This window comes from Actinomycetospora aurantiaca, assembly GCF_037401875.1.
In the GTDB taxonomy this organism is placed as follows: domain Bacteria; phylum Actinomycetota; class Actinomycetes; order Mycobacteriales; family Pseudonocardiaceae; genus Actinomycetospora; species Actinomycetospora aurantiaca.
Window position 1 is genome coordinate 359,811 of sequence record NZ_JBBEGN010000002.1, and the last position, 26,025, is coordinate 385,835.

Consider the following 26,025-nt stretch of genomic DNA (forward strand, 5'->3'; position numbering starts at 1 on the left):
AGCCTGGCCGGGCGGCGGGTCGTGCCGGTAGACCCGGACGGACCGAGCAGATCGGGCGCCGACTACTCGGGATCCCCCGCCGGCTACTCCCTCGTCGCGGGCTGCGAGGTGCGGGGCCGGCACCTGCCGTCGCGGGTGCTGTTCGGGCCGCACGCGACGAACCTCGCGCGCCGCCTCGGCCCGGAGCACGTCGGGTACTACCGGGCCCGCGCGGCCGGGGGCGCGGGTGTCGTCGTCACCGAGGTCGCGTCCGTGACGCCCGACGACCGGCCCTACGAGTACGCCCCGCTCGCGTCGGAGTCCCGGGACGGGTGGGCGGCGATCGCCGCGGCGTGCTCGCCGGCCCTGGTGCTGGCCGGCCTGGGGCACGCGGGATCGCAGTCGCGGGGACCGCTGCCGCGGGCTCCTGCGGTGGTCCCCGACCCGGCGACCCGGGTGGTACCGCGTCCGCTGTCGGCGGCGGAGACCGACGAGGTGGTCGAGGCGTTCGCGACGGCGGCCCGGGCGGCCGTCGACGCCGGGTGCGGCGGGGTGGAGGTCCAGGCCGGGCAGTACTCGCTGTTGCGGCAGTTCGGCTCGGGGCTGAGCGGTCCGACGCCGGACGACCGCGTGCTGGTCGACGTACTGCGCGCCGTGCGGGACGCGGTCGGCGACGCGTGGGTGGGCGTCCGGCTGTGCGTGGACGAGCTCGCGCCCTGGGCCGGGATCACGCTCGAGCAGGCGCTGGAGACGGTGGACCGGGTCGCCGACCTCGTCGACCACGTGGTGCCGGTGCGCGGGTCGGCGATGTCGGTGGGCGCGACGCGGCCCGACGCCCACACCCCGACCGGGTTCCTGGCCGAGGAGTGCGCGGCGGTGCGGTCGGTGGTCGCCGGTCGCTGTGCGGTGGTGCTGGCCGGGAGCGTCGTGGACCCGGGGCAGGCGCAGGCGGCGCTGGACGACGGCATCGCCGACCTCGTCGAGATGACCCGCGCGCAGATCGCCGACCCGACGCTCGTGTGGACCGTGCGCGACGGCAGGACGCCGCGCCCGTGCGTGCTGACGAACCAGGGGTGCCGGGTCCGCGACGTCCGGAACCCGCGGATCGCGTGCACCGTCGAACCGGCGGTCGGGGCGCCCGTACCGGGTCCGAATGTGACGTCAGACGTCAGCATGGCCGCACTGCTGACATCGGTAGCCGCACCGGAGGTGCTCGTCGTCGGCGCCGGGCCGGCCGGGCTCGAGGCGGCGCGCACGCTGGCGCTCGGGGGCCGGGCGGTGCGCATCGTGGAGCGCGACGAGGAGCCGGGCGGGCTCCTGCGCGCGATCGCGACCCTCCCCGGGCGGCACCGCTTCGCCGGGCTCGCCGACTGGCTCGTCGACGAGGTCGTGCGGCTCGGGGTGTCGATGCAGCTCGGGATATCTTCGGATCTTCCCGACGGCGGGTCGGTGCTGTTCGCCACCGGCGGACTCGACGCTCCTCGCCCGGGTCTCCCGATCGCCGCGGTCGTGCGGGGGACGGCGCCGCTGCCGGACGGTCCCGTCGTCCTCGACGACCCGCTCGGCGACGGGGCCGCGGTCGCCCTCGCCGAGCACCTCGCCCAGTACCGGGCCGTCGCGCTCGTGACCCCCGACCAGGTCGCCGGCAAGCAGCTCGCCGACCTCGTGGGCGCGAACGGCCGGCTCCAGCGGGTCGGGGTCGAGCGGGTCCTCGAGCACCGTGTCGTCGAGCGCCACCCGGACCACGTCGTCGTCGCGGACGTCGTCACGGGCACGCGCCGGACGCTCGTCGGGACCCTCGTCGACGCCGGCCCGCGCCTGCCCGCGCCCACGCACCCCGGAGCGATCGGCGACGCCCGCGCCCCGCGGACCGTCGCCGAGGCGATCCGGGAGGGCCGGCGGGCCGCCGAGGGGATGCTCCGTGCTGGGTGAGCCGATCCGGGTCGGCCGACAGGTCGTCCGGAACCGGATCGTCTTCCCGGCGCACCTCACGAACGCCGCCGAGGACAACCGTCCGAGCGCGCAGCACGCGGCGTACTACGCGGCCCGGGCGCAGGGCGGTGCCGGGCTGGTGATCGTCGAGGAACAGGCCCTCGACCGGCCCTACGAGAAGGCCGTCCTCGGCACCGATCCCGCCGTCGTCCCCGGCTACCGCGCGATCACGGACGCGGTGCACGCCCACGGCGCCGTGGTGCTCGCGCAGGTCGGCCACAACGGCGCGCAGTCGTCGTCGCTCTACGCGCGGACGGTCGTCGAGGCCCCGAGCCCGGTGCCGGACCCGATGTTCCGCGAGGTCCCGGTCGCCCTGGACGACGCCGGCATCGCCCGGGTCGTCGAGGGCTTCGCGACCGTCGCCCGGCACTGCGTCGCCGGCGGCTTCGACGGCGTCGAGATCCAGGGCTCGCAGGCCTCGCTCGTGCGGCAGTTCCTCTCGCCGCTGACGAACCACCGCACCGACCGGTACGGCGACGGGGTGCTGTTCCTGCGCGAGGTGCTCGCGGCCGTCCGTGCCGAGGTCGGCGGGGGGATCCTGGGTGTGCGGCTGCAGGGCGACGAGGGTCTCGACGGCGGGTTGACCGCGGCCGACGCCGCCCGGGTCGCGGCGCGGATCGCGGACCTGGTCGACGTGGTCAACACCGCGGTCGGGGTCGCCACCGTGACCCTGCCGCTGATCGAACCGCCCATGGGAGTTCCCGCCGGCTACGCCGAGCCGGTGCCGAGCGCCGTCCGCGCCGCCCTCGCCGGCACCGGGATCCCGGTGATCGGGGTCGGTCGGTACACCACGCCCGAGCAGGCCGAACGGGCGCTGAGCAGCGGTGCCTGCGACCTCGTCGGCGTCGTCCGCGGGCAGATCGCGGACCCGTCGTTCGCGACGAAGGCGCTGGCCGGCCGCCGGGTCCGGCACTGCATCGGGTGCAACCAGGAGTGCATCGCGGCGGTCGGCCTGAACCGGCGGCTCGGGTGCGTGGTCAACCCGGACGCGGGCCGCGAGTCGGTCCCCGTCCCGGCGCCCGGTCCCCGACGGCGGGTGCTGGTGGTCGGCGGCGGACCGGCCGGGCTCGCCGCCGCGGCGGAGGCGGCGGAGCGGGGCCACGACGTGGACCTCGTCGAACGCTCCGACCGGCTCGGCGGGCGGCTCGCGCTCGCCGCCGCGGCCCCGGAGCGCGGGGAACTCGCGCTCGCCGTCGCCGACCTGGCACGCCGGTGCCGGGACGCCGGCGTGCGGATCTCGCTCCGCACCGACGCGCGAGAGCTACGTGACGCAGGTTCCGGGGCCGCGGATCCTGCGTGGTGTCGCACTCGCGAGGAGGAGGTCGGCGGCCCGGACGGCGGCCCGCCGCGACAGCTACGTGACGCAGGTTCCGGGGCCGCGGATCCTGCGTGGTGTCGCACTCGCGAGGGAGCCGACGTCGTCATCGTCGCCACCGGAGCCCGCCCCGACCCGCCGTCAGGAACGATCGACGTCACCGACGTGCTCACCGGCACCGCCTCGCCGTCGGGACGGGTCCTGGTCGTCGACGAGCTCGGTGGTCCCGCGGCACCGAGCGTGGCCGAACTGCTCGCGCGGCGCGGGGCGCGCGTCCGGCTGATGACGAGCGGGATGGTCGCGGCGGAGGGCCTCGGCCCCCTGCTGGAGCGCGAACGGTGGCGGCGGCGGGCCGACGCGTTGGGGATCGAGCTGCTGACCGACCGCGTGCTGCTCGGGGACGGCATCCTCCACCACCCCACCGACACCCTCGAGCCCCTCGACGCCGACGCGATCGTGCACGCGGGTCCCGCCGTCCCGGCGGAGATCGAGCTCGTCGGTACCCGCGTCGGCGACGTCCTCGCTCCCCGCGACGCGGCCGCCGCGATCCGTGAGGGGACCGACGCCGCGCGAGCCGTCAGGTAACCGTAGGGTTGCCTGACTCAACAGGGAACCGATAGGTTCCCTGTCGTGCGCGACGACGACGCGGTGTTCCGGGCCCTGGCCGACCGGAGCCGTCGCCACGTGCTCGACGCCCTCAACGCCCGCGACGGGCGGACGCTGGGCGACCTGGTGGCGGGCCTCGACATGACCCGGCAGGCCGTGGCCAAGCACGTCGCAGTGCTGGAGGAGGCCGGCCTGGTCGTCGTGCGCCGCGTCGGCCGCGAGAAGCACCACCACCTCAACCCGGCCCCGCTCGGCGAGATCGCCGACCGGTGGATCCGCACCTTCGACCGATCGCGCGTCGACGCCCTGACCGACCTCAAACGAGCCCTGGAGGAGCCCGCCATGACCACCGACACGACCACCGAGTTCGTCTACGTGACCTACATCCGCACCACCGCCGAGCAACTCTGGGAGGCGCTGACGAACCCCGAGTTCGTCCGCCGCTACTACGGCGGGGGCGGCCCGGAGTCCGACTGGACGGTCGGCTCGCCGGTCCGCTGGAGCATGACCGGCGAGCCCGCGCACGACTGGGACCAGCACGTGCTCGAGGCCGACCGGCCCCGGCGCCTGGCCTACACCTGGCACAACTACCAGCCGGAGATGGTGGAGTTCTCCGACTTCTCCGACGACGACCTCCCCCGCCTGCGCCAGGAGCCGATCAGCCGGGTCGCGTTCGAGATCGAGCAGGCCGGTCCGGACGCGGTCAAGCTGACCGTGGTCCACGACGGCTTCGTGCCCGGCAGCGAGATGCTGCGCGGCGTCTCCGGCGGGTGGCCGGGCATCCTGTCCAACCTCAAGTCGCTGCTGGAGACCGGGGACGTCGTGGTGGCCTGACACCCTGGGGCGGTGCAGATCAGCAACGCGCGGTCGCAGGAGTGCGCGGGGACGGACCTGCTGCTCGTCCCCGTCGGGGCGACCGAGCAGCACGGACCGCACCTGCCGCTCGGCACCGACACCACGGTCGCGACGACGGTGGCCGGACGGCTCGGGCTGCCGGTCAGCGCGCCGGTCGCCTTCGGGGCATCCGGGGAGCACGAGGGGTTCCCGGGCACGATCTCGATCGGCACCGAGACCCTCGCGGCCGTCCTGGTGGAGACCGGCCGTTCCGCGTGCCGGTGGGCCCGCCGCCTGTGCTTCGTCAACGGCCACGGCGGCAACCTGCCCGCTCTGGTCACGGCGACGACGCTGCTGCGGTACGAGGGCCGCGACGTCGCCTGGCACTCCTGCGGGGTACCGGGCGCCGACGCCCACGCCGGGCGGCACGAGACCTCGGTGATGCTGTCGCTGGCCCCGGAGCACGTGCGCGCCGACCTCGCGGCGTCCGGCAACACTGCTCCACTGGCCGAGCTGATGGCGGCCATCCGGGCCGGGTCGGTCCGCGACGTCAGCGGCAACGGCGTGCTCGGCGACCCGACCGGGGCGAGCGGCGCGGAGGGTGCCGAGACGGTCGCGGTCATGGCGGCCGCCCTGCGCGCCGCGCTCGCCGACTGGCGGGTCGACGAGCACGGTCGGCTCAGCTGAGGACCCGGTCGAACTCCGCCTCGTCGACGAACGCCTCGAAGGACGCGATCGATCCGTCGCGCACGCGCAGCACGTGCACCTCGGCGGCGTCGAAGGACCGTCCGGTCGCCCGTGCCGTGCCGCGGGTGCGGCCGACCTGCACCACCGCGTCGCCCGCCGCGAACAGCTCGCCGATCTCGACCCGTGAGTCGACGTGTGCGAGCAGCGCGCCGAGGAAGGCCTGCACACCGGCCGGACCCGTGTACGTGCCCGACCACGGCAGCCCGCCCCCCTGCTCCACCCGCACCTCGGGGTGCAGCAGCGCCCCCACCGCGGCCATGTCCCGCGCCGCGAAGCCCGCGTAGAGCTCCCGGGCGACCTCCACGTCGTCCCTGCTGGACATCCGTCCCCTCCGTCCTGAACGCTCGTCGCGTGTCCCGCTCAGCGTCGGTCGTCCCGCTGCTCACGAGCGAGCCCGCGGCGACTTCCGGAGAGGAAGGGGCGCCGTCGTTCGGGAAAGCCCGCGGCCGACCGGCCGACGACGTCGTGCTGCGGCGGCGGGAGATCTTCTCCGCGGTCGTCCCGCTGATCCCCGACGGCGGGGCGCGGCGACTGACGATGGCGCGTGCGGCCCGCGCCGCCGGCCTGTCGGTCGGCGGGCTCTACCACCGCTTCGACGGCAAGCGGTCCCTGCTGCTCTACGGGCTCGCCCCGGAGAACCTCGGTCGGGCCTGCGCCGACTTCCAGGCGCGGTGGGGGCACGTCGGACCGGTCGAGCTCGTCTCGCGCGCCCTGGACGGGTTCTCCGACGCCGTGGACCGCTGGGTCCGGCCGTCCGTCGACGCCGCCGGGCAGCTCGGGATCGACGTCCTGCAGGGCGCGCTCGAGGACGCGATGACGACGGAGCTCGTCGGGATGGTCCGCTCGGTGCGGCGGATGCGCCCGGACCTTCCCGACGACCGCGCGGCCGACCTGGAGCGCGCGCTGCGCCGGGTGTGCACCGCGCACGTGGTCGACCCGACGGCCCGCGACGGCGAGCTGCGCGAACAGCTGCGCCTGACGGTGGTCGGTGCGCTCTACTCGTAGAAGTACGGGCCGCGGGTCTTGACGGTGCCCATGCCCGCCTTCCCGGTCACGACGATCGTCGGCTTGCCCGGGCCCGCCGGCCCGCGGTGCCGGTTCTTCACGCTGCCCCAGCCGGAGGAGACGCCGTCGGTGTCGACCGACCAGTCGTCGGGAACGATGAGCACCAGCGAGCCCATGCTGCCGTGGACCTCGATGTGCACCCGCTCGTGCCGGCAGATCGCCTCGCGGAAGTCCAGCTTCACGTCCGAGGCCGACGGGACGGCGACGATGTGCGGCGGCACCTCCCACACCCCGACCCGCTTCTCCGAGGCCATGTTCGCGGTCAGGGTCAGCACCGGGATGTCCGCCGTGGGGACGGGTGCCGGCGCGCGGGTGACCCACGGGAGCGCGGCCCCCGGCAGATCGGTGACCACCGCCTCGAGCTCGCCGTAGGTCCGGGACGCGTAGACCGTGACGAGCCGTTCGTCGACCTCGGCGAGGTCGAGCCGGCCCTCGCCGTGGGCCTCGTGCAGGAGCTGGGCGACGGCCTCGCGGTCGCGGTCGCCCGCCCGCATGTCCCGGTGGTCCGGCTCGTCGGCCATGCGCCAACCCTAGTGGGGAAGGGCCCGGCGGCTGCGCCTCGTCGACGCGCAGGCTGGCGCAACGATACGTGGCCCGTCCTGCGGCCATCCCTGCGTGACGCGATCGCCGACTCGCGCGAACGAGCTGACCGACCGAGTCGACGTCAGGCCCGGATGGACGACTGCCGCCGGAACTCATCGAGCTCGCGACCGAGCAGCACCGCCCCGTGATGGTCGGCGACGGCACCGGCGTCCGCGAGCAGCTCCGCCGCGCCCGGCTCGCCCATCGCGTCCAGCGCACGTAAACGCGAGAGCTGGAGCCACGCTCGTTGGTGGGCCGGCAGGGTCACCAGCGTGCGGTCGTCTAGCAGGTCCGGCACTCGTCCAGGTTCATCCATAACGAGCGCCAGCAGCGCGCGGAACCGCGCGACGGGTCCGAGCAGGACCGTCGGCCACCCTGCGAGCACGGTCTCGGTGGAGTGTGGTGCCAGGAGTCGGTCGACCTCCGCGGCGAGGTGGCCAAGGCGCGCCGCCGGCGCAGCACGTCGCCGGTCGAGCACGTCCAGGGTCTCGGCGAGCAGGGCGAGGGTAGGGACGCTCCACCCGTGGACCGGAAAGCCCGGAGCTGCGCGCACCAGGGCCTCGACCCCATCGACGGCCGGACCGCCGAGCCCCACATCGGCCTGCAGGAGGGCGGCACCTGCCGCCCAGACGGGGAAGAAGCGTCGCCGATCCACCAGCCGACCGACATCTCCGGCCAGCAGCTCGTCTGACCGGCCCTGCTCGCGACGCAACCAGAAGCACTGCCCGAGCCAGGTCTGCCGTAACGAGTCCGAGGCGTCGTCGGACGGCTCGTCGCTTTCGAGTCGAGCCTCTGCAGAGTCGAGCCGTCCGTCCCACAGATCGAACAACGTGTCGAGTGCGGACACGAGCCAGGGGCCGAGCCCATGGCGGTGCCGTCGGACGAGGTCACGATGTACCTCGACGAGGCCGCGGGCGCCGTCGAGCTCGCCAAGGCGGAGCAGGTCCACCACGCCGCAGACGTGGGCCTCCCCCAGGAAGTGCACCGAGTCCGCGGAAAGCGCGCGGAGGGCGAGGTCGGTGCTAAGCGTTCGGCCACGGCTTGGGGTCGCGTGGTCGAACAGGGCCCAGCGGGCCTCGACGAGCACATCACAGGCCGTCTCGGGTGGCGTCGCCGAGTTGAGCGCGGCCAGGGTTTTCTCCGCCAGGACCACGCCGTCGCCCGTGGAACCACCGGCTAGGGCCATCGTCGACTTGTGCGCGAGGTGCGCGCAGGCGCGCAGCCACTGGTCGCGGTGAGTGGGTCGGTCGGCCAGCGCCTCGCACAGGTGCGTGAGCCGCTCGATCTGCGCCCTGTCCTCCCGACCCGGGTCCGACCAGCGCCGCGCCGAGCGCAGGGTGGCCTCGGCCCACCAGGTGAGCCCCCAGTCCTCCTGCTCGGGTGACGACGACGGGAGGTGCCGCAGCCGGTCCGCCTCCTCCCTCGCGGCGTCGAAGGCGTCGGCCGCGGCGCTCATGCGGCCCCTGTCGTGGTGGGCATCGCCCACGCATATCAAGAGCCCGATCCGGGTCCTCGGCTCGACGTCGAGGGCGAGCGCGCGCCGCGCGAGGTCCACGGCCCGGTCGGGGGCCCCGCTTTGCCGCGCGGCCCTGCACGCCGCGAGCGAGAGCCGACCGACCCTGTCGTCGGGAAGCAGCGGCCGCGCCTGCCAGGCGTGTTCGGCGCGTCGGACGTCGTCGTCGGTCCCCTCCTGGAGTAGTACGCAAGCGTTACGGTGCAGACGGCGGGCCCTCGCTGGGTCGGCCCAAGCCAAGCGCAGAGCAGCGGCGCGGGCGGCGTCGTCGCGGAAGTGGACGCCGTCCTCTACCAGGACAATCGCGGCGGCGACGGCGGCCGCGAACCCGGCGTCGGCGTTGGCGGACGGTCCCTCCTCGTCGGCCAGCACCCGCCCGACGAGGATCGGATCGATGCGACCCTCGAATTCGACGACCGCCGCTGCGGTCAACCAGGATCCAGGGTGGGCCGTCCGAGACGCCGGGGCAGTGGGCCGCGGTGCCTCCGGCATGACCACCAACAGCGTCGCGTTGTGACGCCGCTGCAATAGGTGGTCGACGAGTTCGATGGACGCGGCCCCGTCTATCACTACGAGGAGCCGGAAACGTTGCGCCGCTCGCTGCATCAGCCCGCCGAGCACCCCGACCCCGACGTCATCGCGCCCTCCGCGCAGCGCCGCCCAGCCGGAGAGGTCCACGGTCCGGTCGCGCAGCAGGAGACTCCACAGTCCCGCCGCGAGCGCTGATTTCGGCCGGCTCCCGACGGCGTCAACCACCATCACCCCGAACGCCTGCGCGGCCTCGATGATGGAGGGTACGAGAGCGGTGGGCTCCGCCGTCAGGTGCTGCACCCTGGGTCCCGTGCCTGGGTGTGCGGCCGCCTCAGCGACTAGGCGGTGCAACTCGGTGGCGTCCGGCGAGGGCGGAGAGTCACCGGAAGAGGCGGAGTGAATCACGACTCCCTGTTCGGCCAGCGCCACGAGGTCGACGCCGCGGGTGAGCGTGGGATCGTCGTAGCGACCGGTCGCCCGGTACCGACTGTCGAGCAACGAGTCGGCGCCGCGGGGACCGCGCTCTGCGAGCGCGCGCACCACACGCAGCAGCCACAGGTCCTCGTCGTCGGGCCCGTCGGGTCGGTCCTCGAGCAGGTGGACCTGGTGGAGGACATCGTGCGTACCTGTGCGCAGCCCGGCCCTGGACCAAGTGCGTACAAGGGCGTCCCTGCGGTCGAGGAGTCGTGCCCGGGCGACCCGCACCCGACGGGGTGGCTCAGTCGCGCCGAGGTCGAACGGGGTTCCCGTCCAAAGCGCGCCTGCGCGCTGTACGGCATGCGCAGCGGCGGCCGGGTCCTTGTCCAGGGCGCGTTCGGCCGTGGCGACATGGGTCTCGAACTCGACGGCGTCGACGGTGACCGCTCGGCCCGGCTCGGCTTCCAGACGGCGGGTGGGGTCACCGCGACCGTCGGTCACGCGGAGTCCGACTGGCGCGAGGAAGCCCCGTAGGTGGGACATCACCGGGGGGAGAGACCGGGGGCGAGCGGCGTCCGGCCACAGGGCGTCGATGATCTCGTCGCGTCCGACTCCCGCGTGCCCGGCCGCGACCAGTAGAGCGAGCACGATGCGTTCCTGGCCGGGCAGGCGCACAGGAACGCCGTCGTGCAGAAGGCGCACGCGCCCGAGGACGGCGATCCGGCCCTCCACGTCACCCCCTGCGACGGTGTTGATGAACCTTAGCGAATGCCATCACTTGATGGTCAGGCTCCGGCCAAGGTTTCCCCAACGTCGACACCTAGCGTCACAGGTATCGAACGGCGGCGCCGCGCCCCGTCATTGTCGAAGGGTTGGGGCGACATGCCGGTCGATCCACGTGAGATCGCGCGGGAGCGCATCGAGGCGGCGGTGGCGCAGAAGAAGGATCGAAACACGAAGGCTGACGCAGCCATCTGGGCCGCCGTTGCTCTCAACACCGGACTGGGCGCTGTCCCGTTCGGCGTCAACATCTGGACTTTCCTCGGAGTGACATCGGTCCTCGTCGTCGCGCTGGGCGCCATCTACGGACATAGTGTCAGCCACGAGGGCGCCGGGAAGATCATTAAGCAGATCTTCATGTCGGTCGGTGCCACGACGCTCGCTCTCACGATCGGAATGAAGTTCTTCGTAGAGGTCATGAAGGGCGCGGGCGTTATCACGATGGGTGGCGCGACGGCGGCCGGTATGGCCCTCGATGCCGTCCTCTGTGGTGCAGTCACGTACGCCATCGGGTTCACGTCCAAGAAGTACTTCCAGCAGGACCAGCAGATGTCCCCCCAGCAGATGAAGGCAGAATTCAACCGCTCCTTCGACGAAGGCAAGTCGAAGGTTCGTGAGGCGCGCGGGAACTGAGGAAGACATGGCCGATGACGGGATGCTGAACGCGCTGCTTGGGGCAGGCGATTCCGCCGACGTGCTGAGTATTTTGGCTCAGCACGGGCTGGCAGGACTGGACTTCGGGCAGCTGACCGACCTGTTGGTGGGAGCGGGGATCGACCAGTCGACGCTCACCGATGCGCAGATCGACCGGATCTCGGGTGCACTCGGGAGCCATACTGACCCGGTGCACTTTGCGGGAGGACGGTGGGAGGGTGTGGACCAGTGGGGTAACCCAGTGCAGCAGAGTCCGGGGACGCCACCGACCGACCAGACGACGGGCAAGCTGGTGAATCCCCGGACCATTACCTGGAATTCGTGATCGAGTCCGATCACCGTCGGCTCGCCTGCAAGAGCCGTGCCCGTAGGGCCTGGCGATGTTCCTCCAGGCCTCCCTGATGTCGACGATTGCCGGGTGTTTAGGCTTCGCGTGCGCTTCGTGCTCGCGTGGCGCCTCGAGGTGCACCCGCTCGTGCGGACAGAGGGCCTCTCGGCCCTCCGGCCCGGGCCCCGCGGCGTAGCGCGCTGGGATCGCGCACCACTCTCGGCTTCCCTTGGAAGTCATCCCGCGGTTTTCGGCGGTGGGCGAGGCGGGCGCGATCGGCACGGACGTCCAGCGCGGCCGGCCCCGGGCTCTGCTGTGGCCGTGGACACCGGGGGCCCGGCCACGTGCCCGCCTAGACTCGCGGTCCGCCATGACTACCCCGCGCCTGCCCGACGGCTGGACCGTCCGCCCCGATCCCCGCACGTGGCGCGTCGACGGCGGCGCGACGTGGATCGGCGGGTCGCCGCCGCGGGTGCTGCGGCTCTCCGCGGCCGCGCGGGAGCACCTCACCGGGCCGGAGCTCGTCGTCGGGAACGCGACGACGGCCGCGCTCGCCCGGCTGCTCTCCGACGCGGGGGTGGCGCACCCCGTCGGGGGCGGCGGTCCGGCGCCGGACGAGGTGACCGTGGTCGTGCCGGTGAAGGACCGGCCGCACGAGCTGGACCGGCTGCTCGCGGCCGTCGTCGCGACCGCCCCGGGGCTGGGCGGGATCGTGGTGGTCGACGACGGGTCCGACGAGCCGGCGCGGACCGAGGAGGTCGTCGGACGGCACGGCGGGCGGGTGGTGCGCCACGAGGCGTCGCGGGGTCCGTCGGCGGCGCGGAACACCGGCGCGCGGGCGTCGACGACCCCGGTGGTCGCGTTCCTGGACTCCGACGTGGTGCCGGAGCCGGGGTGGCTGTACACCCTGCTCGCGCACCTCGGCGACCCGGCCGTCGGCGCGGTCGCCCCGCGGATCGTCGCCTGGGCGGACGGCGGCCCGGAGAACCCGGTGACCCGCTACGAGCGGCGGCGGTCGTCCCTGGACCTCGGCGCGCGGCCGGCGCCCGTGACCGCCCGGTCCCGGGTGGCCTACGTGCCCAGCGCTGCGCTCGTGGTCCGGCGGGAGGCGTTCGGCGACGGGTTCCGCGAGGACATGCCGGTCGCCGAGGACGTCGACCTCGTGTGGCGGATCGCCGCGGCCGGGTGGCGGCTGCGCTACGAGCCGGCCGCGCGGGTCGCCCACGAGCACCGGGCCGCGGTCCGGGCGTGGCTGGCGCGCAAGGCGTTCTACGGCACCGGCGCGGCGCCGCTGGCCCGGCAGCACCCGCGGCGCGTCCCGCCGGTCGCGCTCGCGCCGTGGACCGCGGCGGCGGTGACGCTGCTCGGGGTGCAGCGACGGTGGTCGACGGTGGCGGCGGGGGCGGTCACGCTGGTCGCGACCGCCCGGCTGGCCCGTGGACTCCGCAAGCCCGGGGAGCCGTGGATGGTGCTCCGAGCGGCTCGTACCCCCCACGAATGTGACGTCCGGTGTCAGCATGGCCGCACTGCTGACACCGTCGGGGGCCCCGTCCCCCTGGCCCTCGTGCTGGCGCCGTGGGGCCTCGGCGGCGCCCTGTGGCAGGCGGCCGGCGCCCTGACCCGGCACTGGTGGCCGGTCGCGGCGGTGGCGGCGCTCGCGAGCCGGCGGGTGCGGCGGGCGGTCGTGGTCGCGGCGCTCGCGGAGGGCCTGGCGGACTGGTGGCGCTTCCGCGACCGAGGTGCCGGGCCGCTGGACGCCGCCCTGCACGTCGCCGCGCACCGTGCCGACGACCTGGCCTACGGCGCGGGCCTGTGGTGGGGCGCGTGGCGCCACCGCACGCCGGCCCCGCTGCTGCCGGACCTCTCCGGGAAGGGACCCGATGGCTGAGCCGCAGGTGCTGTCCGTCGCCGCCGGGCGGGCCGTCGAGATCGCCGGGCCGAAGGACCGCCGGACGCTCACGGCGAGCGCCAAGCACCTCCTCGACGGGCCCGTCGCGGTGCACGCCGAGCACCTCGAGGGCGACGAGCAGGCGGACCGGGAGAACCACGGTGGTCCGGACAAGGCCGTGTACGCCTACGCCGCCGAGGACGTCGCGTGGTGGAGCGCCGAGCTCGGGCGCGACGTCGACCGCCAGACCTTCGGGCAGAACCTCACGACGGCCGGTCTGGACCTGCGCGACGCCGTGGTCGGCGAGCGCTGGCGCGTCGGGTCCGCCGAGTTCGAGGTCGCCCAGCCCCGCATCCCCTGCTTCAAGCTCGGGCTGCACTCCGGCGACCCGACGATGCCCCGTCGGTTCATCGCCGCGGTCCGCCCGGGCGCGTACCTCCGGATCGTGACGACGGGCCACGTGGCCGCCGACGACCGCATCGAGGTGCTCGGGCGTCCCGCGCACGGCGTCACCCTCGGCGAGGTGTTCACGATCTACCACCACGAGCGCGACCGGGCGGCGACACTGCTCGACGTCCCGCAGCTCGCCCCGATGTACCACCGGTGGGCGCGCGGACGGGTGTGAGATCGGCGCGAAACCCCACCCTGTCCGATCGGACAGGTCCGCCTGCTGTCCGGACCGCCCGATTTCCGGCCCCAGTCGGTGGCGGCCCGGAAGCGCGGCGCTTGTATGGAACGCAGTTGCGGTGCTCTCGGGGTCAGTGATCCGCATCTTCGGATCGAGCGCCCCGCAGTGACCTGACCTGCACCGGAGGTCACACCCGACGCACCCCGGCCGGGCGTTGCGCGTCGGCGATCACGGGGGTGTGATGTGGCCGCCACCACGCTGACGGGCGTGACGGCATCGTCGTGCGCTTCCGGCCCACACCGGCGGCGCCCCGACGGACCACCACCACGACGACGTGCTCGCCTCCTCGACCCGCGGGACGCGGACGGGGGCGTGTGTGAGGAGTGAATCCATGGCACGCATCCGGACCACCGTCGACGGCCTCGTCTACGAGGACGACGTCGAGCCCCGCATGCTGCTCGTGCAGTACCTGCGGGAACGACTGGGCAAGACCGGCACGGTGATCGGCTGCGACACCAGCAACTGCGGTGCCTGCACCGTGCACCTCGACGGCCTGTCGGTGAAGTCCTGCTCCGTGCTGGCCGTCCAGGCCAACGGCAGCGAGGTGCTCACCGTCGAGGGCCTCGAGCGTGACGGTCAGCTGCACCCGGTCCAGCAGGCGTTCCACGACAACCACGCCCTGCAGTGCGGCTACTGCACGCCCGGCATGATCATGCAGTCGATCGACCTGCTGGGCGACAACCCCGACCCCTCCGAGCAGGAGGTCCGGGAGGGCATCGAGGGCAACCTCTGCCGCTGCACCGGCTACCAGAACATCGTCCGCGCGGTCCAGGACGCGGCGCAGAAGATGAAGCCGGGCTCGGCCGCGTCGCAGCCCGCGACGTCCTCGGTCGCCGGGGGCGGTGCCTGATGACCACGGTCGAGAACAGCGCCCCGGCGCAGGAGATCGGGCGCGACCGGCGCCGCAAGGAGGACCGTCGGCTCATCACCGGGCGCACCCGGTGGACCGACAACCAGGCCATCACCGGCCTGCTGCACCTCTCGATCGTCCGCAGCCCGTTCGCCCACGCGGAGATCGGCAGCATCGACACCAGCGCCGCCAAGCAGGTCCCGGGCGTCGTCGCGGTCTACACCGCGTCCGACATCGGGGCCGACGCGGTCCAGCTGCCCTGCGCGTGGCCGATCACCAAGGACATGAAGTCCCCGCAGCGTCCGGCCCTGGCCGGCAGCCGCGTGAACTTCGCCGGCGAGGGTGTCGCCGTGGTCGTGGCCCGCACCGCGGCCGCCGCCAAGGACGCCGCCGAGCTGGTCGAGGTGGACTACTCCGAGCTGGCGCCGGTGCTGGACATGGAGGAGGCCCTCAAGGAGGGCGCCACCCTGGTCCACCCGGAGCTCGGCACCAACGAGAACGCCCAGTGGGTGTTCGACTCGGGCGAGGCCGGCTCCGGCGGGTCCGCGTCCGAGGCGATCGCGGCGGCCGAGAAGGCCGACGACCAGATCGTCGTCCGGCGCCGCTTCCGCCAGCAGCGCCTGGTGCCGGTGTTCATGGAGCCGCGCTCCACGGTCGTCGACCCCACCGGCGAGCAGCTGGTCATGTGGTCGTCGACCCAGGTGCCGCACATCCTGAAGACGATGCTGGCGCTGACCCTCGGGCTCCCCGAGCACAAGGTCCGCGTCATCGCGCCGGACGTCGGCGGCGGCTTCGGCGGCAAGATCGCCGTGGCGCCGGAGGAGGTCGTCACCCTGCTGGTGGCCCAGAAGCTGGGCAAGCCGGTGAAGTGGACCGAGACCCGCTCGGAGTCGCTGCTCACGGCCCACCACGGCCGCGACCAGATCCAGGACCTCACGGTCGCCGTCACCAAGGACGGCGAGATCAAGGGCCTGGACGTCAAGCTCCTCGCGGACATGGGCGCCTACCTCGGCCTGGTCGGGCCGGGCGTGCCGATCCTCGGCGCGTTCATGTTCAACGCGATCTACAAGATCCCGGCCTACCGGTTCGACTGCACCAACGTCTTCACCACCAAGACGCTCACCGACGCCTACCGCGGCGCCGGCCGGCCGGAGGCCACCTTCGGCATCGAGCGGATGATGGACGAGGTCGCCGTCGAGCTCGGCATGGAGCCGATGGAGCTGCGCAAGCGCAACTGGATCAAGCACGAGGAGTTCCCGTTCACCACGGTCAGCACGCTGACCTACGACACGGGCAACTACGAGGCCGCCACCGACCAGGCCATGTCGATGTTCGACTACGACGGCCTGCGCCGCGAGCAGCAGGAGCGCCGCGACCGCGGCGACGTCAAGCAGCTCGGCCTCGGCATCTCGACCTTCACCGAGATGTGCGGCCTCGCCCCGTCCCGCGTGCTCGGCTCGCTGGACTACGGCGCCGGTGGCTGGGAGACCGCGGCCATCCGGATGCTGCCCACGGGCAAGGCCGAGGTGGTCGTCGGGGTCAGCCCGCACGGGCAGGGCCACGAGACCGCGTTCTCGCAGATCATCGCGGACAAGCTGGGCATCCCGTTCGAGGACGTCGAGATCCTCCACGGCGACACCCAGTCGTCCTACCGCGGGCTGGACACCTACGGGTCGCGCTCGCTCGCGGTCGGCGGGATCGCCATGGTCAAGGCGGCCGAGAAGGTCGTCGAGAAGGCCCGGCCGATCGCGGCGTACATGCTCGAGGCCTCCGAGGACGACCTCGAGTTCACCGCGGGCAAGTTCTCGGTCAAGGGCACCGACAAGGGTGTGGGCATCCAGGACATCGCGCTCGCGGTGTTCGCGGCCCACGACTACCCCGAGGGCATCGAGCCCGACATCGACGCCCACGCCACGTTCGACCCGGAGAACTTCTCCTACCCGCACGGCACCCACCTGTGCGCGGTCGAGGTCGACACCGAGACCGGGTTCGTCCAGCTGTACAAGTACGTCTGCGTGGACGACGTCGGCACGGTGATCAACCCGCTGATCGTCGAGGGGCAGGTCCACGGCGGGCTCGCCCAGGGCATCGCCCAGGCGCTCTTCGAGGACGCCCCGTACGACGAGTCCGGGACCCTGCTCTCGGGCACGCTGGTCGACTACACGCTGCCCTCGGCGGCGGACCTGATCAGCTTCGACACCGCGAACACGTCGACGCCGTCGACGACCAACCCGCTCGGTGTCAAGGGCGTGGGCGAGGCGGGCACGATCGCCTCCACCCCCGCCGTCGTGAACGCGGTCCTGGACGCCGTGCGGCAGTACGGGGTCAAGGACATCGAGATGCCGACCACGCCCTACCGCGTGTGGACGGCGCTCAACTCCGCCAAGGGCACCGGCGCGCAGTCCGACGAGGCGAACGTCGCCTCGCCCGGCGCCGGCCTCGGCAGCATGGCCAAGAGTGACTCGGTGAAGAACCAGGGAGGCGCGCTGTGATCCCGGCATCGTTCGACTACGTCCGGCCGACGTCGGTCGCGGAGGCCGTGCAGGCGCTCGCCGACGGCGGGGACGACGCGAAGATCCTGGCCGGCGGCCAGAGCTTCATCCCCGTCCTGCGGCTGCGCATGGGTGACCCGTCGCTCGTCGTCGACCTCGGCGGCATCGCCGAGCTCCGCGGCGTGCGCGAGGAGGGCGACAAGATCGTCGTCGGGGCCATGACGACCCACCACGACGTCACCCGGGACGACCTGCTGAACCAGCACGTGAAGCTGATCAGCGAGGCCACGAAGACGGTGGCCGACTTCCAGGTCCGCCACCGCGGCACCCTCGGCGGCGCCCTGGCGCACGCCGACCCGGCCGGTGACCTCGCGGCGCCCACGCTCGCGCTGGACGCCGAGTTCGTCGTCGCCGGCCCGGACGGGGAGCGCACCGTCGCCTCCGGGGACTTCTTCCAGGACTACTTCACGACGGCCATCGGGCCGCAGGAGATCCTGACCGCGATCCGCTTCCCGAAGTACACGGGCTGGGGCGCGCGGTACGAGAAGTTCAACCGGGTCGCGCAGGCCTGGTCGATCGTCGCCGTCGCCGCGGCGGTCAAGGTCGAGGGCGGTTCGATCACCGACGCCCGCATCGGCCTGACCAACATGGCAGGCGTGCCCGTCCGTGCGCGGGGTGTGGAGTCGGCCCTGGTGGGGCAGACGATGAGCGAGGAGACGGTCCGCGCTGCCGCGCAGGCCGCCGCCGAGGGCACCAGCCCCACGTCGGACGCCGACGCCGGGTCGGACTACCGCGAGCACCTCGCGAAGGTCCTCACCGGACGTGCGGTGCTCGCCGCGGCCGGCTGACACGCTCGGCCGACAGCCCTACCGTGAGGCCCGTCCCTGCTCGGGGCGGGCCTCACGTGCGTCCACCCACTCGCCTGGAGGCGTAGATGCAACTCGAGAACTCCTTCACCGTGCCGGTCGCGATCGACACCGTGTACGACGCCATGAACGACCCGGAGAAGATCACGCCCTGCTTCCCCGGTGCCACGCTGACCTCCGCCGACGGTGACGACTTCACCGGCACGGTCAAGGTCAAGCTCGGCCCGATCTCCATGACCTACAAGGGCAAGGGGACGTTCGTCGAGCGCGACAAGACCGCGCACAAGATCGTCGTCGACGCCCAGGGACGCGACTCCCGCGGCAACGGCACCGCCTCGGCGAAGGCCACCCTGACGATGTCGGAGGAGGGCGCGAACTCGACGAAGGTCACCGTCCTCACCGAGATGCAGGTGACCGGCAAGCCGGCGCAGTTCGGCCGCGGCGTGATGTCCGACGTGGGCGACAAGATCCTGGGGCAGTTCGCCTCGTGCCTGGCTGACGAGTTCGCGGACGCCCCGGCTCCGGAGGCCGCGCCCGCCTCGGCCTCGACGTCGAACGGTGCGGCCGCGCCGGTCTCCTCGGGCGCGGAGCCGGTGTCCGGCGCCGCCACCCCGGTGTCGCAGCCGGCCTCGCCGGCGCCGGTCGCGGCCGGGTCCGGTGCGCCCGAGGCGGCGCCGATGGCCTCCACGGTCGCCGAGGCCCGCAAGGCCGACGAGACCGCGGCGGTCCCCGGTGCGTCGCCCGCCTCGGGTGCCGGCCCGCGCCCGGTGCAGTCGGCCCCGAAGCCGAAGCGCCAGCAGGCCGAGGCCATCGACCTGCTCGACGCCTCGTCCGACGCGCTCACCAAGCGCCTGGTGCCGGTCGCGGCCGGCGTCGGCGTGCTGGCGCTGATCCTGCTGATCATCCGGCTCGCCCGGCGCTGATCGTGTTCTGAGCGAAGGGCCCCCTCGGTCGAGTAGATCGACCGGAGGGGCCCTTCGCTCGTTCCGCGGTCCCGACGACGGGGCAGGATGTCGACCATGGACGAGGGACCCCTGGCAGGGCTGCGGGTGCTGGAGATGGGGACGATCATTGCCGGGCCGTTCGCGGCGCGGATCCTCGGCGACTACGGCGCCGACGTCGTCAAGATCGAGCCGCCCGGCCGCCCCGACCCGCTGCGCGAGTGGGGCCAGGGCGCGTACCGGGGCGAGCACTTCATGTGGACCGTCATCGGCCGCAACAAGCGCTGCATCACCCTCGACCCCCGCAGTGGCCGGGGGCGCGAGCTGTTCCTGCAGCTCGTGGCGCGCACCGACGTCATCGTCGAGAACTTCCGTCCCGGCACCCTGGAACGCTGGGGCCTCGGCTTCGACGTCCTCGCCGAGGTCAACCCCGGCCTGATCCTCGGGCGCGTCTCGGGCTACGGCCAGACCGGCCCGTACGCGTCCAAGCCCGGCTACGCCTCCGTCGCCGAGGCGATGAGCGGCCTGCGGGGCATCAACGGCTACCCCGACCAGCCGCCGCCCCGCACCGCGGTCTCGCTCGGCGACTCGCTGGCCGGGATGGTCGCGGTCCAGGGCGTGCTGGCTGCGCTGTACTCCCGCTCGGTCACCGGGAAGGGACAGGTCGTCGACATCGCGATCACCGAGGCCTGCCTGTCGGTGCTGGAGTCCTGCATCCCCGAGTACGACAAGCTCGGCCGCGTGCGCCGGCCCGGTGGCACCCGGTTGGACGGGATCGCGCCGTCGAACATCTATCGGAGCGCCGACGGGCTGTGGATGGTCGTCGCCGCCAACCAGGACACGGTGTTCCGACGGCTCTGCGCGGCGATGGGGCTCCCGGAGCTCGCCACCGACGAGAAGTTCGTCGACCACGTCGCCCGCGGCCGGAACCAGGACGAGATCGACGGCATCGTCGCCGACTGGGTCGCCTCGAAGCCCGCGGACGAGGTGCGGCGGCTGCTCGACGAGGCCGGGGTCATCGTCGGGCCGGTGAACACGATCGCGGAGGTCGTCACCGACGAGCAGTTCCTCGCGCGCGACATGATCGTCGCCCACCACGACGAGCGCCTGGACGAGGACGTCCTCGGGCCCGGCGTCGTCCCGACCTTCGCCGGCACGCCCGCCCGCGTCCGCCGCGCCGGGCCGCGGCTCGGGGCGGACAACCACGAGGTCTACGCCGAGCTCGGGCTCTCCACCTCGGAGATCGCGGAGCTCGCCGAGGAGGGGACGATCTGATGATGCGGATCGGCCACGCGGCGCTGTCCGGCCCCGGCGCGCTCAGCGGCACCACCGTCGTGCTCCCCGGCCCCGAGGGCGCGGTCGCCGGGGTCGACGTCCGCGGCGGCGGCCCCGGTACGCGGGAGACCGACGCGCTCGACCCGCGCACGCTCGTCGACCGCGTGCACGCCGTCGTGCTCTCCGGCGGGTCGGCCTACGGGCTCGCGGCCGCCACGGGGGTGATGGACGCGCTGGGGGAGGCCGGGATCGGGTTCCCGGTGGGCGGCCCCGGTGAGGTCGTGCCGATCGTGCCTGCCGCGGTGGTGTTCGACCTCGGCCGCGGCGGCGACTTCCGCCGCCGGCCGGACGCCGCCCTCGGTGCCGCGGCCTACGCGGCCGCGGTCGAGGGGCCGTCCCCGATGGGCGTCGTCGGAGCGGGGACGGGCGCCGTCGTCGGGGGCCTCAAGGGCGGGGTCGGGACGGCGGGCGTGGCGACGGACGCGGGCGAGGTGACCGCGCTCGTCGTCGTGAACGCGGCGGGGTCGGCCGTGGATCCGCGCACCGGCGAGCTGTGGGCCGCGCGGCACCTCACCACGGACGACCGCACACCCCCGCCCCTTCCCGACGACCGGTCGGCGCTGCTCGGGCGGCTGTCCGCGGCGGCGGCCCCGCCCACGTTGAACACCACGATCGGCGTCGTCTGGACCGACGCCACGCTGTCGGTCGCGCAGTGCTCGAAACTCGCCGCGGTGGGCCACGACGGGCTCGCCCGCGCGATCCGCCCGGTGCACGGGATGACCGACGGCGACACCCTGTTCGGGCTCGCGACGGGCGACCGGCCCGCGCCCGACCTCGGCGGCATCCAGGCGCTCCTGACGGCGGGGGCGGACGCGGTGACGCGGGCGGTGGGCAACGCGGTGCTCGCGGCGGAGTCGGTGGGTGGGTTCCGCAGCTACACCGAGGTGGTCAGGGACGCGGAGCGCAGCGGAGCCGGACCCGGGGGTACCGGATGAGGCTCCGCGTCGCCACCTGGAACCTGTGGTGGCGCTTCGGGGAGCCGGACCGGCGACGCCCGGCGATCCTGGAGACCCTGCGCGCGGTGGACGCCGACGTGATCGGCCTGCAGGAGGTCTGGTCGCACGGCGACACCGACCTCGCGACCGAGCTGGCCGCCGAGCTCGGGATGCACGCGGTGTTCGGGGCGTCGCCGGACCCGTCGTCGTGGACCTCCCGGGTCCGCACCGACCACGGCATCGGCAACGCCGTCCTCGCCCGCTGGCCGGTGCGGCCGCGGCACCTCGAGGGTCTGACCGGGACCGGGCGGGTGCTGCTCGGGACCACGGTCGACACCCCGGCCGGGTCGTGGCAGGTGCAGTGCGCGCACCTGACGTCGTCGGTCACCGGGTCCGCGCAGCGGTGCGAGCAGGTCCGGGCGATCGCGCGGCACGTGGTCGCGGCCGACCCGACCGACCTGCCCCCGCTGGTCGTCGGCGACTTCAACGCCGAGGCCGCCTCCGACGAGATGCGCCTGGTCGAGGGGCACCTGACCGCGCCCGCGGAGCCGGGGCTGGTCCTCGTCAACACCCGCCGCTGGGCCGCCGACCCCGACGAGCCGACCTGGACCCCGGCCAACCCGTACGTCGCCCCCAGCGGCTCTCCTCCCTCCCGGATCGACCACGTGCTGCTCGGGGCCGGGCGCGGCTCGGTGCCGCTGCGCGTGGCCGGGACGGCGGTGTTCGGCGACGGCCCGGGCGCCGAGGGGGTGTGGCCGTCGGACCACCACGGCATCCTGGTGGACTTGGAGGTGGTCGCGTGACGGTGGCGCACCCGTGGGTCCGGGAGGCGGCCGGGCCCTCGCTGATCCTCCCGGACGGCTGCCTCGACGTGATCGTGCGGCCCGACGGCGAGGCGGTCGTCGCGGGGCCGGACGCGGTCGCCCGCGAGCACGCGACCGTCGGTCGGTTCCGCGGGGTGCGGTTCTCGCACGGCGTCGGGTCGCTGGTGCTCGAGGTGCCCGCCGAGGAGCTGGTCGGGCGGACGGTGCCGCTGGCCGACGTCGTCGGGCGGGTTCCCGACGTCGGGTCGTGGCTGCGGCGGCGGATGGCCGACCTGCCCGACGACGGGCCGTGGGCCCGGTACGTGTTCGACGCCTCCGCGCGGGGCGTGCCGGTGGCGGCGATCGCCGACGAGGTCGGGCTCTCGGCCCGCACGCTGCAGCGCCGGTGCCGGGTGCGGTTCGGGTACGGACCGCAGCACCTGCACCGGGTCCTGCGGCTCCAACGGGCCCTCGCCCGTCGTCGGGAAGGGAGCTCCTGGGCGGACACGGCGGCCGCCGCGGGCTACGTCGACCAGCAGCACCTGTCCCGCGAGGCGCGGGCGCTGACCGGACGGGCGCCCACGGCGCTCGGGTAGGCGCCCCCGCCCCGCCGAGTGCTGCACCTGGCAGCTCTCGAGGCCCGTCGGCATGCCTGGTGTTGCACTCGACGCGACGTCAGGACGAGGCGGCGAACAGGTCCACCCCCACGCCGTCGGGGTCGAGCACCGAGGCGTAGCGCTGCCCCCACACGGCGTCGAACGGGGCGAGGTGGCCGCGGTACCCCTGGCCCACCAGCCGCTCGTAGGCGGCGTCGACGTCGGCGGGGGAGTCGCACTCGAGCGCGAGGCCCACCCGGCCCTCGCCGGTCGGCGGCGTGAAGGACGGGTCGAACGACGCCACGGTCTCCTCGGTGTCGAGGAGCAGGCGGAGTGCGCCGAACGGGACCTCGACATGCGGCGCGGGCTCGTCGGGCACGTCCAGGCCCAGCGAGCGGTAGAAGGCGAGCGAGGCGGCCATGTCGGCGACGACGATCCCGACGGCGAACGGCTGGAGCTTCATGGCCGCGACGCTAGGACCGCGCCGCACCCGGGGTCGTGGATCCATCGGACGGCGCCACGGGATTGCCGCATGCGCATGGGTGGGCAGCCGGGACGCTCCGATCGACGACGACGACGACGAAGGAGTCCCACCATGGCCGTCTGCGAGACCTGCGGGAACGACTACGAGATGGCGTTCCAGATCACCGCCGCCGGGGCGACGCACACGTTCGACAGCTTCGAGTGCGCCATGCACGCGATGGCGCCCCGCTGCGAGCACTGCGGCGTCATGATCATGGGGCACGGCCACCAGGTCGAGGGCCGCTTCTACTGCTGCGCCCACTGCGCGTCGGCGGCCCAGGGGGCGTCCACGGTCGACCACGTGTAAGGCTCGCGCCGTGGCGGTCGTGCGCGCGGCGCTGGAGTTCACGGAGCCCCTGCGGCCCGACAACCTCTACGGTCACCTCGTCGCGACGGCGGTCCCCGGGGTCGAGGAGTGGTCCGGCGGTGCCTACCGCCGCACGCTGCGGCTGCCGCACGGACCCGCCGTCGTGAGCCTGCCGCCGCCGGTCGGCCGCGTCGTCGAGGCCGAGATCCGCGGCGATCCCGACGACGGGGCGGAGGCGGTCCGCCTCGCGCGGCGCCTGCTCGACCTGGACGCCGACCCGGCCGCGGTCGACGGGGCACTGCGCGCCGACCCGGTCCTGCACCCGCTCGTCGACGCCGCGCCGGGCCGCCGGGTGCCGGGCAGCCCGGATCCCGACGAGTTCGCCGTCCGCGCCGTGCTGGGCCAGCAGGTCTCCACGGCCGCCGCCCGCACCCACGCCGCCCGCCTGGTCCGCGCCCACGGCACCCCCTTGCCCGAGGGCCTCGCCCCGCCCGGATCGGGCCTGACCCACCTCTTCCCGACCCCGCACCAGCTCACCGCCCTGACCGACGACGAACTCGGCATGCCCGCGAGCCGCAAGCGCACCCTGCACGGCCTGGTCGCCGCCCTCGCCGACGGGTCGGTCGACCTGCGCGGCCCGCACGCCCGCGACCAGCTCGGGGCGCTGCGCGGGATCGGCCCCTGGACCGTCGACTCGGTCGCCATGCGGGCGCTCGCCGACCCCGATGCCTTCCTGCCCTCCGACCTCGGCATCCGGGTCGCCGCCAAGCAGCTGGGGCTCCCGGAGCGCGACCGCGACCTCGTCGCCCGCGCCGAGGCCTGGCGCCCCTACCGCGCCTACGCGACGCAGTACCTGTGGGCCGCGCTCGACCACGCGGTCAACACCATGCCCGACTACTGAGCCGCGAGCCGCGCCCGGAGCGCCTTCTTGTCCACCTTCCCGGCGTCGGTCAGCGGCATCTCGTCGACGAACCCGACGTCGGCCGGCGCGTACATCGGTCCCTGCCGCCGCGCGACGAGGTCGGTGAGCTCGGCGGGGTCGGGCGCCGCGCCGGGCTCGGTGACGACGGCCGCGTGGACCGCCTCCGACCCGTCGTCGTCCGGCGCGCCGAACACCGCGGCCTCCCGGACGCCGTCGTGCCCGACGAGGACGTTCTCCACCTCGGGCGTGTGCACGTGCCCGCCGACGACCACGACGACGTCACCGAGCCGGTCGACGACGTGCAGGTAGCCGCGGTCGTCGAGGTAGCCGACGTCCCCGGTGTGCATCCAGCCGTCGGCGTCGAGCGTCCGCGCGGTGAGCTCGGGCTGCTTCCAGTAGCCGTCGAACTCCATGCCGGTGCGCACCCACAGCTCACCCGGCTCGCCCTCGGGACCCCGGACCGACAGCTCCGTGGTGGGCAGCACCCGGCCGACGGTGCCGAGCAGCGACGGGTCCTCGTGCTCCTCCCGGGTCAGCACGCTGATGCCGCCCGCCTCGGTCTGGCCGTAGAACTGCACGAACACCGGCCCGATCCGGCGGACCGCCTCGGCGGTCCGGGCGGGCACGGCGGGCGCCCCGCCGTAGATCACGGTGCGCAGGCTGGACAGGTCGCGGTCGTCGAGGTCGGGGTGGTCGAGCAGGCGGTGCAGCAGCGGCGGGAGCAGCCACAGGTCGGTGATCCGCTCGCGCTCGATCGTCGCCAGCACCTCGGCGGGGTCGAAGCCGTCGAGCAGCACGACCGCACCGCCGACGGCGAGCGTGCGGTCGGCGATGCCGCCCGCGGCGTGCGCGATCGTCGTGCACACGAGCTGCCGGACGGGCTCGGCGGGCTCGTCGGCGTCGTCCGCCGCCGACGGGCGCCAGGTGTGGGAGAGCATCCGCAGGTGGTGGGCGAAGGTGTAGGTGATGCCCTTCGGGTGGCCCGTCGTCCCGCCGGTGTGGCGGATCTGCTCGACGTCCCCGGGCCGGGCGCGGCACGCGACCGGGTCGGCGCCGTACCCGGCCGTCAGCCCCTCGTCCAGGACGACGCGGTCGACGGGCGGAGCGTGCTCCAGGACCGCGTCGGCGTCCCGCTCGTGGCCGGGCACGACGAGCATCGTCGCGGCGTCGACGTCGGCGACGATGCGCCCACGGGACTCCGGGGACAGGCCCGCGTAGGGCTGGGTGACCCCGGCCCCCAGGAGGTTCACCGCGAAGCGGGCGACGATGCCCTCGGGCTCGTTGCCGCCCAGGAGCACGACGATCGAGCCGGGCCCGACGCCCCGCCCGTCGAGGGCACGCGCGGTGCGGAACACCGCGTCGCGCAGGTCGCCGTGGGTGATGCGCCGGTCGTGGTGGACCAGGGCGAGGTCCTCCGCGTGCTCGGCGAACGCCTGCAGGTGGGCCTCGACGTCGGCGCGGGGCGCCATGAACTCCTCCTCGAGTCGTTGCTATACGCAACGACTACCCGGTGATCCGGAGGAGCGGGGCGAGTGTG

The 26,025-nt window shown here is 74.0% G+C and carries 24 protein-coding genes; 19 read left to right on the top strand and 5 right to left on the bottom strand.

Translation table 11 applies throughout. The annotated features are described in order from the left end of the window. Window positions 1–21 precede the first annotated feature (21 nt). From WCD74_RS06320 to mftE, 4 genes are read left to right on the top strand one after another with little or no spacing between them, the layout of a single operon-like run. Window positions 22–1,911, top strand: coding sequence for an oxidoreductase (locus WCD74_RS06320; RefSeq protein ID WP_337693980.1), 1,890 nt, complete (start codon window positions 22–24; stop codon window positions 1,909–1,911). Next, on the top strand, window positions 1,901–3,871 hold the full coding sequence (locus WCD74_RS06325; RefSeq protein ID WP_337693981.1) for an oxidoreductase: 1,971 nt from the start codon (window positions 1,901–1,903) through the stop codon (window positions 3,869–3,871). The genes WCD74_RS06320 and WCD74_RS06325 overlap by 11 nt, the downstream gene beginning before the upstream one ends. 45 nt (window positions 3,872–3,916) lie before the next feature. After that, window positions 3,917–4,726 carry an ArsR/SmtB family transcription factor gene (locus tag WCD74_RS06330; protein ID WP_337693982.1) on the top strand — a complete coding sequence of 270 codons (810 nt, stop codon included), beginning with the start codon at window positions 3,917–3,919 and terminating at the stop codon, window positions 4,724–4,726. A 12-nt stretch (window positions 4,727–4,738) separates the two neighbouring features. Beyond that, a complete protein-coding gene (mftE, locus tag WCD74_RS06335) occupies window positions 4,739–5,413 on the top strand; it encodes a mycofactocin biosynthesis peptidyl-dipeptidase MftE (RefSeq protein WP_337693983.1) in 675 nt (224 codons plus the stop codon). Here the strand turns inward: mftE and WCD74_RS06340 are convergent. Then, a complete protein-coding gene (locus WCD74_RS06340) occupies window positions 5,406–5,795 on the bottom strand; it encodes a nuclear transport factor 2 family protein (protein WP_337693984.1) in 390 nt (129 codons plus the stop codon). The genes mftE and WCD74_RS06340 overlap by 8 nt on opposite strands. A gap of 29 nt (window positions 5,796–5,824) precedes the next feature. On the opposite strand from WCD74_RS06340, the gene WCD74_RS06345 reads away from it, so the two are divergent. Next, window positions 5,825–6,478 carry a TetR/AcrR family transcriptional regulator gene (locus WCD74_RS06345; RefSeq protein ID WP_337693985.1) on the top strand — a complete coding sequence of 218 codons (654 nt, stop codon included), beginning with the start codon at window positions 5,825–5,827 and terminating at the stop codon, window positions 6,476–6,478. Here the strand turns inward: WCD74_RS06345 and WCD74_RS06350 are convergent. Further along, window positions 6,469–7,059, bottom strand: coding sequence for a DUF1707 SHOCT-like domain-containing protein (locus WCD74_RS06350; protein WP_337693986.1), 591 nt, complete (start codon window positions 7,057–7,059; stop codon window positions 6,469–6,471). The two genes, WCD74_RS06345 and WCD74_RS06350, sit on opposite strands and share 10 nt — an antisense overlap. Window positions 7,060–7,202: 143 nt before the next feature. Then, window positions 7,203–10,313, bottom strand: a complete 3,111-nt coding sequence (locus WCD74_RS06355; protein ID WP_337693987.1) for an AfsR/SARP family transcriptional regulator — start codon at window positions 10,311–10,313, stop codon at window positions 7,203–7,205. 150 nt (window positions 10,314–10,463) lie between these two features. Here WCD74_RS06355 and WCD74_RS06360 point away from each other — a divergent pair, with 150 nt between their 5' ends. From WCD74_RS06360 to WCD74_RS06415, 12 genes are all read left to right on the top strand, one after another. Continuing rightward, window positions 10,464–10,994 (top strand): DUF697 domain-containing protein, encoded by a 531-nt coding sequence (locus tag WCD74_RS06360; RefSeq protein WP_337693988.1) that lies wholly within the window; start codon window positions 10,464–10,466, stop codon window positions 10,992–10,994. A 7-nt stretch (window positions 10,995–11,001) separates the two neighbouring features. Next, complete coding sequence (locus WCD74_RS06365) at window positions 11,002–11,340, top strand: hypothetical protein (protein ID WP_337693989.1); 339 nt, start codon at window positions 11,002–11,004, stop codon at window positions 11,338–11,340. A gap of 373 nt (window positions 11,341–11,713) precedes the next feature. Next, window positions 11,714–13,231, top strand: a complete 1,518-nt coding sequence (gene mftF, locus WCD74_RS06370) for a mycofactocin biosynthesis glycosyltransferase MftF (protein WP_337693990.1) — start codon at window positions 11,714–11,716, stop codon at window positions 13,229–13,231. Then, window positions 13,224–13,856, top strand: coding sequence for an MOSC domain-containing protein (locus WCD74_RS06375; RefSeq protein ID WP_337693991.1), 633 nt, complete (start codon window positions 13,224–13,226; stop codon window positions 13,854–13,856). The genes mftF and WCD74_RS06375 overlap by 8 nt, the downstream gene beginning before the upstream one ends. Window positions 13,857–14,250: 394 nt before the next feature. Beyond that, entirely contained in the window at window positions 14,251–14,769 is a 519-nt protein-coding gene (locus tag WCD74_RS06380; protein ID WP_337693992.1) for a (2Fe-2S)-binding protein, read from the top strand. Next, on the top strand, window positions 14,769–17,261 hold the full coding sequence (locus WCD74_RS06385; RefSeq protein WP_337693993.1) for a xanthine dehydrogenase family protein molybdopterin-binding subunit: 2,493 nt from the start codon (window positions 14,769–14,771) through the stop codon (window positions 17,259–17,261). The genes WCD74_RS06380 and WCD74_RS06385 overlap by 1 nt, the downstream gene beginning before the upstream one ends. After that, window positions 17,258–18,109, top strand: coding sequence for an FAD binding domain-containing protein (locus WCD74_RS06390; protein ID WP_337693994.1), 852 nt, complete (start codon window positions 17,258–17,260; stop codon window positions 18,107–18,109). The genes WCD74_RS06385 and WCD74_RS06390 overlap by 4 nt, the downstream gene beginning before the upstream one ends. 86 nt (window positions 18,110–18,195) lie before the next feature. Next, window positions 18,196–19,050 carry an SRPBCC domain-containing protein gene (locus WCD74_RS06395; protein WP_337693995.1) on the top strand — a complete coding sequence of 285 codons (855 nt, stop codon included), beginning with the start codon at window positions 18,196–18,198 and terminating at the stop codon, window positions 19,048–19,050. A gap of 96 nt (window positions 19,051–19,146) precedes the next feature. Next, window positions 19,147–20,343, top strand: a complete 1,197-nt coding sequence (locus WCD74_RS06400) for a CaiB/BaiF CoA transferase family protein (RefSeq protein ID WP_337693996.1) — start codon at window positions 19,147–19,149, stop codon at window positions 20,341–20,343. Then, window positions 20,343–21,338: a P1 family peptidase gene (locus WCD74_RS06405; RefSeq protein ID WP_337693997.1), complete on the top strand. Its 996-nt coding sequence runs from the start codon at window positions 20,343–20,345 to the stop codon at window positions 21,336–21,338. The genes WCD74_RS06400 and WCD74_RS06405 overlap by 1 nt, the downstream gene beginning before the upstream one ends. Beyond that, the gene (locus WCD74_RS06410; RefSeq protein ID WP_337693998.1) at window positions 21,335–22,141 is read left to right on the top strand and encodes an endonuclease/exonuclease/phosphatase family protein; all 807 of its coding nucleotides are present in this window, start codon (window positions 21,335–21,337) and stop codon (window positions 22,139–22,141) included. Before WCD74_RS06405 ends, WCD74_RS06410 begins: the two co-directional genes overlap by 4 nt. Further along, entirely contained in the window at window positions 22,138–22,737 is a 600-nt protein-coding gene (locus WCD74_RS06415) for a helix-turn-helix domain-containing protein (protein WP_337693999.1), read from the top strand. The genes WCD74_RS06410 and WCD74_RS06415 overlap by 4 nt, the downstream gene beginning before the upstream one ends. Before the next feature lie 79 nt (window positions 22,738–22,816). On the opposite strand, the gene WCD74_RS06420 is transcribed toward WCD74_RS06415, so the two are convergent. Continuing rightward, window positions 22,817–23,200, bottom strand: a complete 384-nt coding sequence (locus tag WCD74_RS06420; RefSeq protein WP_337694000.1) for a VOC family protein — start codon at window positions 23,198–23,200, stop codon at window positions 22,817–22,819. 132 nt (window positions 23,201–23,332) lie between these two features. On the opposite strand from WCD74_RS06420, the gene WCD74_RS06425 reads away from it, so the two are divergent. Beyond that, window positions 23,333–23,566, top strand: a complete 234-nt coding sequence (locus WCD74_RS06425; RefSeq protein WP_337694001.1) for a metallothionein — start codon at window positions 23,333–23,335, stop codon at window positions 23,564–23,566. Window positions 23,567–23,576: 10 nt separating this feature from the next. Continuing rightward, the gene (locus tag WCD74_RS06430) at window positions 23,577–24,467 is read left to right on the top strand and encodes a DNA-3-methyladenine glycosylase family protein (protein WP_337694002.1); all 891 of its coding nucleotides are present in this window, start codon (window positions 23,577–23,579) and stop codon (window positions 24,465–24,467) included. Here WCD74_RS06430 and WCD74_RS06435 read toward each other — a convergent pair. Further along, window positions 24,461–25,957 carry an AMP-binding protein gene (locus WCD74_RS06435; RefSeq protein WP_337694003.1) on the bottom strand — a complete coding sequence of 499 codons (1,497 nt, stop codon included), beginning with the start codon at window positions 25,955–25,957 and terminating at the stop codon, window positions 24,461–24,463. The genes WCD74_RS06430 and WCD74_RS06435 overlap by 7 nt on opposite strands. Window positions 25,958–26,025: the final 68 nt, after the last annotated feature.